The following is a 15,767-nucleotide window of genomic DNA, read 5'->3' as shown; positions in this document are numbered from 1 at the left end:
TTGCGCCAAATCAAGAAATAAAATCATTCATGGCATTACAATGTGGTATAGTTGGTTTACCAAATGTTGGAAAATCTACATTATTTAACTGTTTATCTAACGCAAAAGCTCAGGCAGCTAATTTCCCTTTTTGCACTATCGAGCCCAATATAGGGGTAATTACCGTACCGGACGAAAGGTTAACGAAATTAGCAGAATTGGTTAAGCCAAACCGCGTTGTTCCAAATACCATCGAAATCGTAGATATCGCCGGTCTGGTTAAAGGTGCATCCAAAGGAGAAGGCCTTGGCAACCAGTTTCTTGGCAACATCAGGGCTACCAATGCCATCATTCACGTACTGCGTTGTTTTGATGACGGAAATGTAATCCACGTAGATGGTTCTGTTGATCCCATCCGCGACAAAGAAATCATTGATACTGAATTACAGCTTAAAGATCTGGATACAGTGGTCAAACGCATCCAAAAGGTAGAGAAAATGGCAAAGACCGACAAGGATGCCAAAAGAACATTCGATATACTCAGCCTGATCAAAACCCATCTTGAAAGTGGTAAATCTGTGCGCTCAGCAGCTGTATCTGCTGAAGATTTTGATTATATACAAGACCTGGGTTTGCTTACACAAAAACCTGTAATGTACGTTTGTAATGTAGATGAAGGTTCTGTAATTAACGGCAATGCTTATGTAGACCGTGTTAAAGAAGCCGTAAAAGACGAGAATGCTGAAGTATTGGTGATATCCGCCAAAATAGAATCAGAAATTGCTGAGCTGGACAGTTATGAAGAACGTCAGGAATTCCTTGCCGATCTTGGCCTGACTGAGTCTGGAGTAAACAAGCTGATCGTGGCCGCTTACCGTTTGCTTGACTTATATACTTATTTCACAGCAGGTGTACAGGAAGTGAGGGCCTGGACCATCACCAAAGGCTTTACTGCCCCTCAGGCTGCCGGTGTGATCCATACAGATTTTGAAAAAGGGTTTATCCGCGCTGAAGTAATTAAATACAACGACTTTGTAACCTTAGGTTCTGAAAATGCATGTAAGGATGCAGGCAAGCTGGGTGTTGAAGGGAAGACTTATGTAGTGGAGGACGGGGACATCATGCACTTCAGGTTTAACGTTTAGGGCTTGGTCATTTCTGCTGCCATCTGCAGGGCATTATAGGCATTTACGATTCCACCTGTAGTACAAAGTTCGGTCATAGCTACTTTCTGACTCTTTGATTTTGGTTTGATTACCGGGAAATCGATTTTCGTGACAGACTGTTCGATGATGAATTTTATACGTTTTGCTGAAAGTTGCGGATAATAACTTTTAATCAGTGCTGCTATTCCGGCTACCACTGGTGTAGCCATACTGGTGCCCGACAAAGGCTTATATTTATTGCCAGGTATGGTCGAATAAATCCCTACTCCAGGGGCAAATACATCAACTGTTTGATCGCCATAATTGCTAAAAGGAGCAACCAGTGCGGCAGCAGTAGCACCACTGGCACCAACCGTAATCATATTAGCGAACTTTTTATTTCCCTTTATATAAAAGGGTGTGGGATAATGTGGCAGGCTGTCTACATTTACGCCATCATTTCCGGCCGCATTAATTAGCAATACGCCCTTCTTTTCAGCATATTTAATGGCATCTTCTACCATTTTCCGTTCAGGTGAAAGTTTTTTACCAAAGCTCATGTTGATGATCTGGGCTCCATTATCTACAGCGTATCTTATTCCTAAAGCCACATCCTTATCGTATTCATCTCCATTGGGCACTACCCGGATCCCCATTAGCTGTACAGCATCAGCGATGCCATCCATCCCTTTATCATTTCCGCGAACAGCACCAATAATGCCTGCCACATGCGTACCATGAAAATAAGGATCACCAATTAAATTGGAATTACCGTAAAAGCGGTCTTTGATGTTCATATAATCATCTTTCACCTGCTTACCACGATAATCAACCGGGGCAACGCTGTCTTTACTGGTCAATAAACTTTTGCTTTTTAACCAGAGCTGGTAAAGCTGCCGGTCTTTCTTCTTAAGGCCCTGCTCATTTTGCCGCTTTTCGAACAGGGGTCTGTATTTAAAATAAATGCGTTGCTGTTCCGTTACTTCCGTAGTCACCTGTCCGTCAGGGCCACCCAAAAAATTCCAGCCCAGCACATCCCCCTTATATCCATTACCATCTACATCCAGGTTACCGGGTTTTTCCCTTACATTTCTCCATAAATTAGCCCTCAGGTCTTCGTGCAGGGTATCTATCCCCCCATCCAGAACGGCTACGATTACAGTTTTTGGCGTTTTCCCCTTCAGCAACTCAGCATAAGCCTTTATTACTCCGGTACCATAAATTTTGTCTTCAGTTATAGACCTTAAATGCCAGTTTTGCGCTTGCTGCTGTGCAAAACCTAAAAATGGCAGCAGCAGGCCAACCATTAAGCCTATCGTTTTCTTCATATAATTTTTCGTTAGTCGGCCGCAACTTACAAATATTTCTGCTAACTGCGGAATGAATTGCAACATGAATTATTAGATTTAATTATCTGATATAAACTCTCTATAATTGACGTTTACGACCAAAAACACCTACTTTCCTTTAAATCGCCTCGTTTAACTGAACTGAAAAGATGAGCTATGGCGACATAATGAAAAAAGTACGCAACAAGGGATGCAGTTTCAAATTCAGGAAAAAGAAATAAATATCTTGGGATAATAAGCAGGAGCAAGCAGGATAAAAGGAGCTGACGTATTACTGTTGCAGCCTGAACTGCTAACAGCACATATGGAAGTATATATTTCTTTTGTAGCAGAAAACCAAAAAAGGATTAGTAACAGTACTTATTTGGGACGCATTAATTATCGTCCTTAAAGCAATACTCCTTTTAAAATCAGCACCGCCACACTAAAATAGATTACAATACCGGTTACATCCACCATAGTGGCCACAAAAGGAGCCGAAGATGTAGCCGGGTCCAGCTTTAATCTTTTCATAATAATCGGCATCATTGCACCAATCAAACTACCCCAAAGCACAATACCAATAAGGGTAAAAAATATAGTCAGTGCAATTAAAAACCAATGCTCACCATAATTGTAAATATCCAGGTTTTGCCAAAGCACTATCCTTAAAAGCCCTATGCTGCCTAATGTGGCCCCGAGCAGCAAACCCGAAATAATTTCGCGGCGCATTACTTTCCACCATTCAGCAATGGTAATTTCCCCCAGTGCCATCGCCTGGATAATCAGTGTTGAAGCCTGCGAACCACTATTGCCTCCGCTACTCATGATCAAAGGAATAAACAGCGACAGTACTATTGCTTTTTGCAGTTCAATTTCAAAATGCTGCATGGCTGTGGCAGTCAGCATTTCTCCTAAAAAGAGTACAATCAGCCAGCTTGCGCGTTTTTTTACCAGCCTTAAAATAGGCATATCCAGGTAAGGCTCATCTAAAGCTTCAGTACCCCCAATTTTATGCATATCCTCGGTATATTCTTCATTCGCAATCCAAAGAATATCATCCACCGTCACAATACCCAGCAATACATTGTGATCATCCACAACGGGTAAGGCTACCCTGTTGTTCATTCTGAACACATTGATGGCTTCTTCCTGCGGATCAGTTACTTTTAAAGCGATCAGCCGGTGATCGGTCAGCTCCCCGATCTTAGCTTCAGGATCTGCCAGCAAAACCTCCCTGATCCTGATGTCATCCAATAATACACCCTCTTTATCAATGACATAGATCACGTCAATTGTCTCCGAATTCTTGCCATAACGTCTGATGTGTGACAATACCCGGCTCACCGTCCAGTCCTTTTTGACCGCCACATAATCGGGCGTCATCAAACGCCCCACACTATCCTCTTTATAACCCAGCAGCGAAAGTGCTTCTAACCTGTCTTTTGCTGGTAACAGGATGATAAGTTTTTTAACCGCATCTCCTTTCAGCTCGCTAAACAACGCAGTACGGTCATCCGGGGGCAACAGGTTAATCAGCTCTGCCAGCTTATTGCCGGGAAGTTTTTTAATGATTCTTTCCTGGGTTGGAAAGTCGAGTATCCTGAACACATTTACTGCCCTTTTTACAGACAAGGTATCGATGATCTTTACAGCATACTGGGGAAGCTCATCTATCAGGTGTTCAACATCCGAAATGTTTAAATCATCCAGGTAAACTTTTAATTGTGCATCGTCATCCTGTTCTATCAGTTTAACGATTTCGTCAACAACTTCCTCTTCCATAAATATACTTCTTTTACATCATGACACCATCGATTTTCAGTTTTGCAAAAGTGCCTTTTATTTTTTAAAAACTTGCATCGCGGCCATAAATCTTTAGTTCTGGCTGACCAAAAAATTACGCGCATGGAAAAGAACAGTTAAATCCGTAACTTTAAGGTATCCAAATAGAAACCTTATTCGCTTAACCAGAGAAAAAATGCGCATTACCCTTACCGGGGTCTTCCTGACCTTTATAGCTTTCTTCGCCAACGCCACCTTTGCACAAAACCTTAGTTTTAAACGGCTTACCATAAATGAAGGTTTATCGCAAAACACGGCTTTCTGTATTTTACAGGATAAAACAGGCTATATATGGATAGGTACTGAAGATGGTTTAAACAAATATGATGGCTATGATTTCACCATTTATAAACACGAGAACAACGATAAAAACAGCCTGAGCAACAGCCAGGTAAATGCCCTGTGTGAAGATCCCAAAGAAAACCTTTGGGTCGGCACCTCGAAAGGACTCAATTTATTAAACCGGGATACGGAAAGCTTTAAAACCCTGTCTAACGATTTTGTAACTTCATTACTCTACGATACTCGCGGTAATTTATGGATCGGCACCTTCGATGGGCTGAAACGCTATGATTACCAAAGCAAAAAAATCATTGTATATCAACTTACCGGCAACAACCTTAACGGTGGAAATAAGGTGCAGACTATTTTTGAAGACCAGCATAACCTACTATGGATCAGCATTGGGAACGACCTGAAGTGCTTTGACCCGGCAACCAAACAGTTTTTATCCTTACCAGATGGCATAAAAAACAACATTGCACTCCGCAAAAGCAATGTCAGGGTTATTAAACAGGATGCTTATGGCAATTACTGGTTTGGAACTGAATCTTCGGGTCTGTATAAATTTAACCCCCTGAACCGCAGCGTTACCAATTACAGGCACGATGTGAGCGACGACAATAGTTTGCCGGTTAATGTGGTACGCTCCCTGTTCCCTTATGCAAAAGATGAACTCTGGATAGGCACCCGGGATGGTTTGAGTGTACTGAACCTGCAAACCAACCGCTTTGTAAATTACCGGTATAACCCTTATGATCCCAAAACACTCAGCCACAATTCCATCAGGGACATTTTGAGGGACCGTGCAGGCAATGTATGGATCGGTACTTACGCAGGTGGACTGAATATTTTAAGTTCAGGCAGTAACAATTTCTCCTATATTGGTGAACAGGCGGGTAAAAAACCCGGACTTACCCATCGTGTGGTCAGCTCCATCCTTAAAGCTGATAATGGTGCTTTATGGATTGGTACAGAAGGCGGTGGCCTCAATTATGTAGACCGTAAAAAAGGGATCTACAAGAGTTACGTGATCAACAGCAAACAACAGAATATTGTTAAATCGCTTGCTAAAGACAAAAATGGTAACCTTTGGATAGGCAATTATGATGGCCTTAGCTACCTGAATACCACTACCGGACAGTTTACCAATTATGAAATTACTGAAAATGATGCCAAACCTGAAAACAAACAGGTGTATGCGCTTGCCGTTGACGACAATGGCCTGTGGCTGGGTACTGATGGCCGCGGCTTAAAATTCAGGGACAACAGCGGCAAACTTACAACCTATACCAATAACCCTAAAAACAAACAAAGTGTAAGTGGAAACATTATTATTGCTTTGCTAAAAGCTCCCAACGGAAACTTGTGGATCGGAACGGAGACAGGCCTAAGCTTTTTTGACAAAAGTAAAAACACCTTCCGGCAGTTTGTGAACCATGCCGATGATGCCTACAGTTTGAGCCACAACACCGTGCTGGCTTTATTTTTAGACCATAAACAACGGCTATGGGTTGGTACAGAGGGTGGTGGACTGAACCTTTACGATAAAGGGAAATTTTATGCCATCACCAATAAATTCGGATTGGCAAATGCTGTAATTCATGGCATAAGGGAAGACAGGGCGGGTAATTTGTGGGTAAGTACCAACAAGGGTTTATCAAAAATTGTGCTTAAACAACAGGGCCTGCCCATAAAACCGGAAATGGTACAGGTGATGAATTACACAGTAGCAGATGGCCTGCAGAGCAACCAATTTGCTTCAGGCGCAGCCGAAACAGGCGACAATGGGGAACTTTTGTTTGGTGGGATTAACGGGGTAACTACATTTTTTCCGGATAAAATTGTGAGGAACAGTTTTAAGCCCAAAGTAGTGATCACCGATTTTCTGATCAAAAACAATGCTGTCCCAATAAATGCTGAACATTCGCCACTAAAAAAAGCCATAGGGGAAACAGATAAAATCACCCTGACGCACGACCAGGCCTTTATCACCTTTAAGTTTGCGGCACTCAACTTTGTAAATCCGGAAAAGAACCTATATGCCTATAAACTGGATGGCTTTTACGATGATGACTGGCACTTTGTAGGCAACCAGCGTACAGCTACTTATACCAATCTGGATGCCGGAAAGTATACTTTCATGATCAAAGCAGCCAATAATGATGGAGTGTGGAACAATGAGATCCGGAGCTTGCAGATCACAGTGCTGCCGCCATGGTGGGAAACCTGGTGGGCATACCTCATCTACGCTTCGATCATCGGATTGCTGTTGTACGCTTTTTATTATTATTCTGTTAAAACGGGCAAGCTGAAAAACGACCTTGCTTTTGAACACCAGAGCCACGAAAAAGATCAGGAACTGGCACAGCGCAAACTGAGCTTTTTTACCAATATCTCGCACGAGATCAAAACCCCGCTTACACTGATCCTAGCCCCGATAGACAAACTGCTGGGTCTGAATGAGGGCAACAATAAAATCCAGAACCAGCTGATGCTGATGCAGCGCAATGGCGAGCGTTTATTACGACTGATTAACCAGCTGCTGGATTTCAGAAAATTTGAATCGGGCAGCATGCAGCTGCAATCGGCCGAAGGCAATGTGGTACGCTTCATGAAAGAGATCCTGATTGCCTTTGAATCTTATGCCAGCCATCGTCGCATCCGCTTAAAACTGGTAACGGAGCAGCAAAGTATCAGGGCCTGGTTTGACCGCGACAAGCTGGAAAAAGTAATGTATAACCTGCTTTCCAATTCTTTAAAATTTACGTCCGAAGGCGGACAGGTACTGGTACGTATTAAAACCGCTGAAGAAAAGCTGCTGATTGAAGTGGAAGACAATGGCATTGGCATTTCGCCGCAGCACATCGATAAAATATTTGAACAGTTTAACCATTTTGACGACAGCAATTCCAATATTAATGGTACCGGTATTGGGCTGGCCTTTTCTAAAGGGCTGATAGAACTCCATCATGGCAGTATAACCGTACAAAGTACCGTGGCCAGTCCGCAGCAAACCGGCTTAACCTTGTTTACCATTTCGCTGCCGCTGGGCAATGCACACCTGAGTGAAGAAGAAATGATTGCCAACTACAAAGACAGTGAAAATATTGATGGTTATAAGGATACAGAGATTTCGGCCATTGCCAAACAGACCATTGAAAAAAGAAAACAGCATGTATTAACAGCTACGGATAAAGAAAGGCTGATTTTACTGATCGTAGAAGATAATCAGGATGTACGCCAGTTTATTGCTGCACATTTTGAAGCTGAATTTGAGATTCATCAGGCCGAAAATGGACTTAAGGGCATGGAACTGGCTACTGAAATCATTCCGGATATCATCATCAGCGATGTGATGATGCCGGAAATGGATGGCATTACTTTATGTAGCAAAATCAAATCGGATACACGTACCAGCCATGTTCCGGTTATTTTACTAACCGCCCGTACCCCTTTGGTGTATAAGATTGAAGGTTATGAAACAGGTGCCGACGATTACATTACCAAACCCTTTAACCTGAACATGCTGGAAGCCAGGGTATGGAACCTGTTGGATTCGCGGCTAAAACTGCGCGAACGCTACCGGAAAGAGATCAGTTTGCAGCCTAAAAATGTTGCCATTACCTCACCAGATGAAAAGTTTCTGGAAAAAGCAATGGCTTATATTGAACAGAACATCAGCGAAGCTTCTCTGAGTGTAGAAGAGCTGGGTAAAGAAGTAGGTATGAGCCGCGTTACATTATACCGGAAAATCAAGGGCCTCACAGACCAGACAGCCATTGAGTTTATCAGAAGTGTACGCCTGAAACGCGCAGCACAATTGCTGGAACAGAACAAGCTAAATGTAAATGAGGTGGCTTATATGGTAGGCTTTCAGGATATCGATTATTTCAGGCGCTGCTTTAAGGAACAGTTTGGCTATACCCCTAAAGAATATGCCAGCCAGGCTGGTGAAAAAGACAAATAGCTAGTTCATCTTTTTCAACAGTTCCTGAATATCATTCCGGATGCTGTCTATGCCAAAATTCTTTTCCGGCAAAGACCAGCCTTCAAACGGGCCGTGGTTAACTTCAGCTTTAGTCTCTTTCAATAAAGTCAGGCATTTTAAGGTATTTTGAACATGGCCTTTTGCTATGGCTGTATGCCCCAGGTGGCTGGCTTTGTAGCCTTCAACCAGGTTGCCCAGGGCCTTGTTTACATTTTCCATAAAGCGTATGGGTACATAAAGGTCATCCTTAAAAAAGGACTTTTTATCCACAGGTAAAATCCTGTAGACAGAATCCGCGGAAAGCGCTAAACTTTTAAAATTATTTGCAGCATTTTGCAGGCCGCTTATGGCAGCGTCTACCTGGTTGGCGGCATGGTTATCAGCAGGGACTATGCTAAACTGTCTTCCTTCTGTAGCCATTGCCCCTCCTATACCCTTATTTTTATCATTAAAAGGGTTTTCCAGATAAGGTTTGTGCCATAGCGTAAAAATTTGTGTTAAGCCCCTGGCATAACGCAGGTCCTGAAAAATGTACTGACGGTCGAAACCCGGAATGTCACTCTTCCGTGGCAACCAATAGGCATTATAATAAGCAGTATATAGCTTTGGCAACTGGGCTGAAGAATTTTTACCGTAATAGGTCGCACAATAGGTTTTCAGAAAGTTGTCTGTATCGTAAGTTTTGAAATCCTGCATCATGGCAGCATTTGCACTCAGCTCTAAAATATGCTCCCTCACATTTCCGGTATTGACTACAGAAAATGTGGGCAGCTTTCCAATTTTCTGTGCCAGGTAACGAAAACTTTGTTCCATTTTCCAGGGACCCTCTGCAGCAACCAGATGTGCACCTGTACCCGTAAACTGGAAGTTTAAATAATAACCAATAGGCTTTAAGGCCAATGTTCGGTCAAACTGTTGTATTTCAGGTGGTGGATAATGGTCTCCCCTTACATTCGAATAATTGAGGATCAGATTGGGTTCGTCGGGCAATACCAGCAAACCTTTGGCTAAAAAATCAGAGGCTTCATTGTAAATAGTAATTTTCATTAAAGGGTGACTTTCGCTGGTTGCTTTTTTTAACAGGGTCACCTGCAGGGCCAGCATTGAGTTGATGATGGCCGCACGCGCTTTATCATCCTTGGGCTCATCCATTGCATCGGCAAAAGTTTTGCGCCAAAAGGGTTTATCGCCCAGGCCCCTGAATCCGATCTGCCAGATCACATCCAGCTTTTCCCTTTTTATCGTTTCAATATGGTAAGTCCAGAATGCTTTTAATGCCGAAGTGTCTTTGAGCAGCAAGGGTATTTTCTGGTGCCTGATGTTTTTCCAGTACCTTTCCCAGTTCGTAAAAGTAGCACCAAAGGGTGCAGTATGTGTAAAACTCAGTTTAAGCCCCCTGTCCCTGGCATATTTTGCCTCTTTACTGGCCTGATAAGGATTGTTCCAGCCCTCGGCATCAATCAGGTAACCTTCGCGTGTATTTAGTTTCAGCCGCAGCATGGTTTCAAAAATGGCATCATAGTTTTCTGCATTTCTGGCCTGCCAGGGGCTTAACAGATCTTTATCGTTCGGAAACCAGGCCCTGTATTTTACCATAGCCGGTGGAAAGTACAAACGGGTGTTTGCAGGTAATTGAACCAGTTTCTTTTTAGCAGGTTCAAAGGATGTCCAGATCCATAAGGCGGGGATGCCAAGAAATTTTTCCGAGAAAGTATATATCGCGTAAATGGTACCCCGCGTATCGGCACCCTGCAATACTACTGCTTTATGGCCCGCATGTTCAGCAGTAGTCAGCAAGTGTGCTTCAAAATTTGTAATGCCCCCTTCACGGAAGACTCTTGTACTTGTTCCTTTGCAGCTAACCACAATCAGGTTTTCGTTTTTAGCTGCTGCTGAAAGGGATGAAATGATTTTAGGGACGCTGCCCAATACTTTTTTCATATCGCGCTGCAGATCTGAAACTGCACGTTTTATGGCTATGTCCTCATTTTCATCTACTAAAATAACAGTTCCCGCAGTTAATATTACCGCCGGCCCGCCCAATCGGGAAACTGCCGCTTTTAAAACAATGATGTTCAAACTGCAAAAGATGATTAAGGTGGCAATTCTTTTTATCATAAGAGATTATTTTAACCAGTTATCGGTACGGAATGAAGGCAGCGGCAGGCCATCTGAATTAAAAACTGTGGCAATGGCCCAGTTGTGAAAAGCATAACGCAACACCACTGGCTTTTTAACCTCAGTTGTGCCTACTGTAATGGTATTGGCTGAAGTGATGCGGGAACAGGCCGGATAAAACACCTGGTCTTCACCTGCAACCTCAAATGATTTTAAGGTATCATTTAACAGTTTCAGGCCAGTGCCTGTATGCGCAAAAGAAATCATGAGCTGATCGCCTTTAATTTTCATGGACTGATAAACCGGCCCTTCACAGGGAATATCTTTAAATGCATAAGTTTTAGCCAGCGCACAATTGGCCAGGCGCATAGCCGGCGTCGTTTTATCCATATAATGGATAAATTTTTCCATACCCACATCAAGTGTACACACCATGTCGGAATTTGGGATTTTATCCAAAGCCTTTTGTTGGGCTTCCCTGACCAATACAATGGTTGGGCGTTTATCGCGACTGTTTAAAGGGGCTATCTGCACATAATAAAAAGGGAAATCAGGAATGTTCCAATCCTTCCGCCAGCCAGCAACCATAGCAGGGAAAAGTTGCCCGTACAATGCAGGATCATCCCGGTTAGCCTCTCCCTGGCACCATATAGCACCCTTAATTTTAAACTTTAACAATGGTGCTACCATGCCATTGTACAAGGCTGTTGGCATTTTATGCGGCGCGGCAGCGGTATCCAGGCTTAATGGGATGTTCACTTCTTTAAATTGCTGCAGCTGGGCACTGCTCATCCAGGCCTGGATCTGGGTACCCCCCACAGCGGTTAAAATCAATCCTACCGGCACCTTTAACCTGCGCTGCAGCATTTCGCCAAACTGATAGGCCATAGCACTGAAGGCCGCTGCACTTTCAGGTGATGCGGTGTTCCAGTTGCCCTTCACGTCATTAAGCGGCTCAAGACTTGCTGCACGCTGTAGTTTAAACAACCTAAGCTGTGCATTTCCGGCTGCAGCAATAATCCCGTCTGCATTTAATATAGGCTGTTTAGGAAAGCCGCGCATTGTCATACTCATGTTTGACTGCCCGGAGCAGATCCATACCTCTCCGATCATCACATCATTTATTTTTACCAGTTCCCCGTCATTAAAAGAAATGTAGAACGGCCCACCCGCAGCAGGTGTTTGTACCCTTAATTCGAAAGCACCCTTGCTGCCGGCGGTTGTTGTATAGCTTTTATTGTCCCAGCTGGTGGTTACACTCAGCTGTCTGCCAGCAATAGTATTGCCCCATAACAATACCGCCGACTGTTGCTGCAATACCACGTGATCGCTCAGTAAGGCTGGTAATTTTACCTTTGCAAAAAGCGCATAAGGCCATAACAAAAACAGGAAAGGCAAACTGATTTTTAAGTTCATTCGGTATAAATTTAGCGGTTAAATCTGATCGGATAAAGACCTGCGAATACCCAGTTCCAGGCCTCTCAGTTCTGCCAGGCCTTTCATCCGGCCAATTACAGAATAACCAGGATAGGTATTCCTGTGTACGTCATCCAGAATTTTATGCCCATGATCTGGCCGCATCGGAATGGCTACATCTGTGCGTCCGGCACTTTCACGCCGCTTTTGTTCTTTAATGATGTTCCGCATTACAGCATACATATCCGTACTTCCATCCAGGTGCTCAGCTTCGTAAAAGCTGCCATCGGCTTCTCTTTGTACATTTCTAAGGTGAATGAAATGGATGTCAGGGCCAAGTCGCTCTGCCATTGCCGGCAGGTCATTTTTAGGATTGGCCCCTAATGAACCGGTACAAAAAGTAATGCCGTTACTCGGGGACGGAATAAAATTGACCACATCCAAAAGGTCTTCTTCTGTGGATACCACACGTGGCAGCCCCAGGATTGGAAAGGGTGGATCGTCGGGATGGATACACATTTTAATGCCCAGGGCTTCTGCCAGGGGGATAATGGCCCTTAAAAAATAAGCCAGGTTTTCTTTAAGTTGCGCAGCGCCTACCTGTGTGTAACGCCGCAAGTGCTGTTTGAATTCTTCAACCGTAAATACCTCATCTGTTCCGGGCAGTCCGGCCATAATGGTATTGCTAAGCAGGCTCTTTTCTGCTTCGGTAATACTGTCAAAATACCTTTTTGCGGCTTCCTGTTGTACAGTACTGTATTCACTAAAAGCTGCTTCACGCTGCAAAATAAACAGCTCAAAAGCTGCCAGGGCCGGTGCATCATAACGCAGGGCACTGGCTTGGTTTGGCAACCTGAAATCCAGATGCGTACGTGTCCAGTCCAGCACAGGCATAAAATTATAGCATACTGTTTTTAAGCCACAGGCAGCCAGGTTTTGCAGTGAACGTTTATAAAGCGCTATGTAATGGTCACGTTCCGGTTCCCCGGTTTTAATGCTTTCGTGGATGTTCACGCTTTCTACCACCTCCCAGCTTAGTCCTGCGCTGGCAATCAGCTTTTTTCTATCATTGATCTCCTGTATGCTCCATTCTTCGCCGCATGGGATATGATGCAGGGCAGTAACAATTCCGGTAGCACCGGTTTGCCGGATATCGGCTAAAGTAACTTCATCGTTTGGGCCAAACCACCTAAAGGTTTGTATCAGTTTAGTCATCAATTGGTTCTATTTGGTTATCATTTCAGTACAGCAAGATAAACAGTTCCGGGGGATTGCAGCCATGATAAATGTTTCATATAGCCATGTTACAATAGGCCTGCAAATTTGTACGATGTCCCTGTTTAATCCAAAGTAGCTAACTTTAACTTAGCTTTCCTGAACCAACCAAATAAACCAGGTATGAATTTTAAAAATTTACTTTTTTATTTCCTTATGCTTGCGGCGATACCCGCTGCTGCTACCAATTATTACATCAACAGCAAAACCGGCAGCGACAATAATGCGGGCAATAGTAAAGATCGGCCCTGGAAAACGATGGTTAACCTGGGTAAAAACAAATTTATGCCCGGCGACAGCATTTTGTTTGCCAGGGGCTCGGCTTATACCGGCGGAGTAATCTTTAGCAGCTCGGGTAATGCCGCACATCCTATTGTAATCTCTCATTATAGTGTAGGTGCCGATGTAATTAAAAACACACCCAGAACAGAACTCACACCTATATTTGAAAAATACGGGGCAGGTCCTGCCCCTGCCTTCAGCAATCCCGACTGGAATGTGCTGAATGGAAACATATTCAGGATAGAAGGTAGCTACGTGGTGATAGACGGTCTTTATTTCCACGACAACACCAATCCTCCTGGCAGTGATAAGACCACTAAAAATGTGCAAAAACTTGGGGCGGTTTACCTTGCCCTGGGTACACATCACCAGGTGGTAAAGAACTGCGAGTTTTTTCATACTCCTGTAGGCATCAAAGTTAAAAGCATTTACAGCCTCATTACCCGGAACCATTTCCACGATGCAGCAAATATGATGGCCTATTCCTGGGGGCCTATTGCCATTATGGTAGTTTCCGGCAACAATGAAATTTCGCACAACAGGGTTGAAAACTATGGCGCTTATGGCGGACCTTATGGTTCTGATGGCGGGGTAATAGAACTGGACGGGGTAGACGATAATTTTAAGGCAAACAACATCCACATCCACCACAATACCTCGATAAACAACCATGGCTTTCTGGAAATTGCTGCCCGAAATGTAGACAGTGTTACTGTGGCCTATAATTTAAGTGATGACCGCAACCAGTTTATTGGCGGAGGGGGCTATAAGGTAAATGTATTTAACAACACGGTAGTGCGTACGCGTGAACCCAATGTAGACCGTTATGTATTCTGGACCTTTAACCCGGAGCTTACTTTTTTTAATGTGAAAAACAACATTTTTTACATTGCATCCGATCTGGGGGTATTTGGGCCAGTAAAAAAAGTGACCGGCCATGTGCGGGTGGCCATTGGCGAGCAGCCAAGGGAACAAAACTTATATTATTCGCCGGGCAACGAAAATCCAATAGGTATCACTGCCCGAAAAGGGGATTTGCTGGCCGATCCGTTGTTCATTGATCTGCAAAACAGAAATTTCAGGCTAAGTGCCAAAAGCCCCGCCCTGGGTAAAGGGACAAAAACCAATTATACCTACGATCTGGACGGTTATCCTGTGAAAAATACAAAACCTGCCTTAGGCGCTTACGAATTTTAAATTCTTATTTTAATGCATAAAATATTAGTTATAGGCAGCACCAATACAGATATGGTGATCCTTACCGAACGTTTTCCGGAACCTGGTGAAACCATTGTTGGTGGAAAGTTCTTAATAAATCCGGGAGGGAAAGGTGCAAACCAGGCAGTCGCTGCTGCCCGTTTGGGCGCAGCGCTTACCTTTATCACCTGTATGGGCAACGATGCCTTTGGCGCTACAAGCCGCCAGGGTTTTATACAGGAAGGTATAGATACGTCATTTATCATTACCGACCCACTGCAGGCTTCCGGTACGGCTTTAATTACTGTAAATGAGGCCGGTGAAAATACCATTGTTGTGGCGCCAGGAGCTAATGCACAATTGCTGCCCGAAAAGCTGAAGGGCATGGAGTTTTTGTTTGGAACTCATGAATATCTGCTGATGCAACTTGAAATCCCAATTGAAACGGTAAGTTATGCAGCTGAAACGGCAAACAGGCAGGGCAAAAAAGTAATCCTGAACCCTGCGCCAGCTGGTGTTTTACCAGATGAACTTTTACAAATGCTGTACCTGATTACCCCGAATGAAACAGAGGCTGAAATCCTGACCGGAATAAAAGTGAAGGATGAGCATTCAGCGGAACAGGCCGCAGCAGCTTTAAAAGCAACAGGTGTGCAGCATGTGATCATTACCTTAGGCAGTAAAGGCGCCTGGGTATCGGCTGGCCGGCACCGCTGCCTGGTTCCTGCCCCTATTGTAAAAGCCGTAGATACTACTGCCGCCGGAGATGTTTTTAACGGCGCGCTGGCACATGCGCTTTCCCTAAACCAGGAATGGCTAACCGCAGTAGGTTATGCCTGCAAAGCGGCTGCCATCTCTGTTACACGGATCGGCGCACAATCCTCAGCCCCAACATTTCAGGAACTTAACTAA

9 protein-coding genes are annotated in these 15,767 nt (G+C 43.9%); 4 read left to right on the top strand and 5 right to left on the bottom strand.

Features of this window, described 5'->3' with window-relative positions:
* Positions 1–29 precede the first annotated feature (29 nt).
* A complete protein-coding gene (gene ychF / locus PHEP_RS06600) occupies positions 30–1,124 on the top strand; it encodes a redox-regulated ATPase YchF (RefSeq protein ID WP_012781479.1) in 1,095 nt (364 codons plus the stop codon).
* On the opposite strand, the gene PHEP_RS06595 is transcribed toward ychF, so the two are convergent.
* Positions 1,121–2,452: a S8 family peptidase gene (locus PHEP_RS06595; RefSeq protein WP_081436841.1), complete on the bottom strand. Its 1,332-nt coding sequence runs from the start codon at positions 2,450–2,452 to the stop codon at positions 1,121–1,123. The genes ychF and PHEP_RS06595 overlap by 4 nt on opposite strands.
* Before the next feature lie 408 nt (positions 2,453–2,860).
* Positions 2,861–4,237, bottom strand: coding sequence for a magnesium transporter (gene mgtE, locus PHEP_RS06590; RefSeq protein WP_012781477.1), 1,377 nt, complete (start codon positions 4,235–4,237; stop codon positions 2,861–2,863).
* 196 nt (positions 4,238–4,433) lie between these two features.
* Here mgtE and PHEP_RS06585 point away from each other — a divergent pair, with 196 nt between their 5' ends.
* A complete protein-coding gene (locus PHEP_RS06585) occupies positions 4,434–8,546 on the top strand; it encodes a hybrid sensor histidine kinase/response regulator transcription factor (RefSeq protein ID WP_012781476.1) in 4,113 nt (1,370 codons plus the stop codon).
* Here the strand turns inward: PHEP_RS06585 and PHEP_RS06580 are convergent, their stop codons facing one another.
* From PHEP_RS06580 to uxuA, 3 genes are read right to left on the bottom strand one after another with little or no spacing between them, the layout of a single operon-like run.
* On the bottom strand, positions 8,547–10,685 hold the full coding sequence (locus PHEP_RS06580; RefSeq protein ID WP_012781475.1) for a glycosyl hydrolase 115 family protein: 2,139 nt from the start codon (positions 10,683–10,685) through the stop codon (positions 8,547–8,549).
* Between the two features lie 6 nt (positions 10,686–10,691).
* The gene (locus PHEP_RS06575; RefSeq protein ID WP_012781474.1) at positions 10,692–12,101 is read right to left on the bottom strand and encodes a sialate O-acetylesterase; all 1,410 of its coding nucleotides are present in this window, start codon (positions 12,099–12,101) and stop codon (positions 10,692–10,694) included.
* A gap of 18 nt (positions 12,102–12,119) precedes the next feature.
* Positions 12,120–13,316, bottom strand: coding sequence for a mannonate dehydratase (gene uxuA, locus PHEP_RS06570; protein WP_012781473.1), 1,197 nt, complete (start codon positions 13,314–13,316; stop codon positions 12,120–12,122).
* A gap of 183 nt (positions 13,317–13,499) precedes the next feature.
* Here uxuA and PHEP_RS06565 point away from each other — a divergent pair, with 183 nt between their 5' ends.
* Together PHEP_RS06565 and rbsK are read left to right on the top strand one after the other, a co-directional pair.
* Complete coding sequence (locus PHEP_RS06565) at positions 13,500–14,855, top strand: polysaccharide lyase domain-containing protein (protein ID WP_012781472.1); 1,356 nt, start codon at positions 13,500–13,502, stop codon at positions 14,853–14,855.
* Positions 14,856–14,867: 12 nt separating this feature from the next.
* Complete coding sequence (gene rbsK, locus PHEP_RS06560) at positions 14,868–15,767, top strand: ribokinase (RefSeq protein ID WP_012781471.1); 900 nt, start codon at positions 14,868–14,870, stop codon at positions 15,765–15,767.

The sequence above is a fragment of the Pedobacter heparinus DSM 2366 genome (assembly GCF_000023825.1).
GTDB classification, from domain to species: Bacteria; Bacteroidota; Bacteroidia; order Sphingobacteriales; family Sphingobacteriaceae; genus Pedobacter; species Pedobacter heparinus.
The sequence above is the reverse complement of the archived record's forward strand: the minus strand, read 5'-3'. Positions and strand labels throughout refer to the sequence as shown.

What these genes read in the sequence shown, in the direction of transcription:
- ychF (WP_012781479.1), top strand. Translation starts at nt 30, where the DNA reads ATGGCATTACAATGTGGTATAGTTGGTTTACCAAATGTTGGAAAATCT.
- PHEP_RS06580 (WP_012781475.1), bottom strand. Translation starts at nt 10,685, where the DNA reads ATGATAAAAAGAATTGCCACCTTAATCATCTTTTGCAGTTTGAACATC.
- PHEP_RS06575 (WP_012781474.1), bottom strand. Translation starts at nt 12,101, where the DNA reads ATGAACTTAAAAATCAGTTTGCCTTTCCTGTTTTTGTTATGGCCTTAT.
- PHEP_RS06595 (WP_081436841.1), bottom strand. Translation starts at nt 2,452, where the DNA reads ATGAAGAAAACGATAGGCTTAATGGTTGGCCTGCTGCTGCCATTTTTA.
- PHEP_RS06565 (WP_012781472.1), top strand. Translation starts at nt 13,500, where the DNA reads ATGAATTTTAAAAATTTACTTTTTTATTTCCTTATGCTTGCGGCGATA.
- uxuA (WP_012781473.1), bottom strand. Translation starts at nt 13,316, where the DNA reads ATGACTAAACTGATACAAACCTTTAGGTGGTTTGGCCCAAACGATGAA.
- mgtE (WP_012781477.1), bottom strand. Translation starts at nt 4,237, where the DNA reads ATGGAAGAGGAAGTTGTTGACGAAATCGTTAAACTGATAGAACAGGAT.
- rbsK (WP_012781471.1), top strand. Translation starts at nt 14,868, where the DNA reads ATGCATAAAATATTAGTTATAGGCAGCACCAATACAGATATGGTGATC.
- PHEP_RS06585 (WP_012781476.1), top strand. Translation starts at nt 4,434, where the DNA reads ATGCGCATTACCCTTACCGGGGTCTTCCTGACCTTTATAGCTTTCTTC.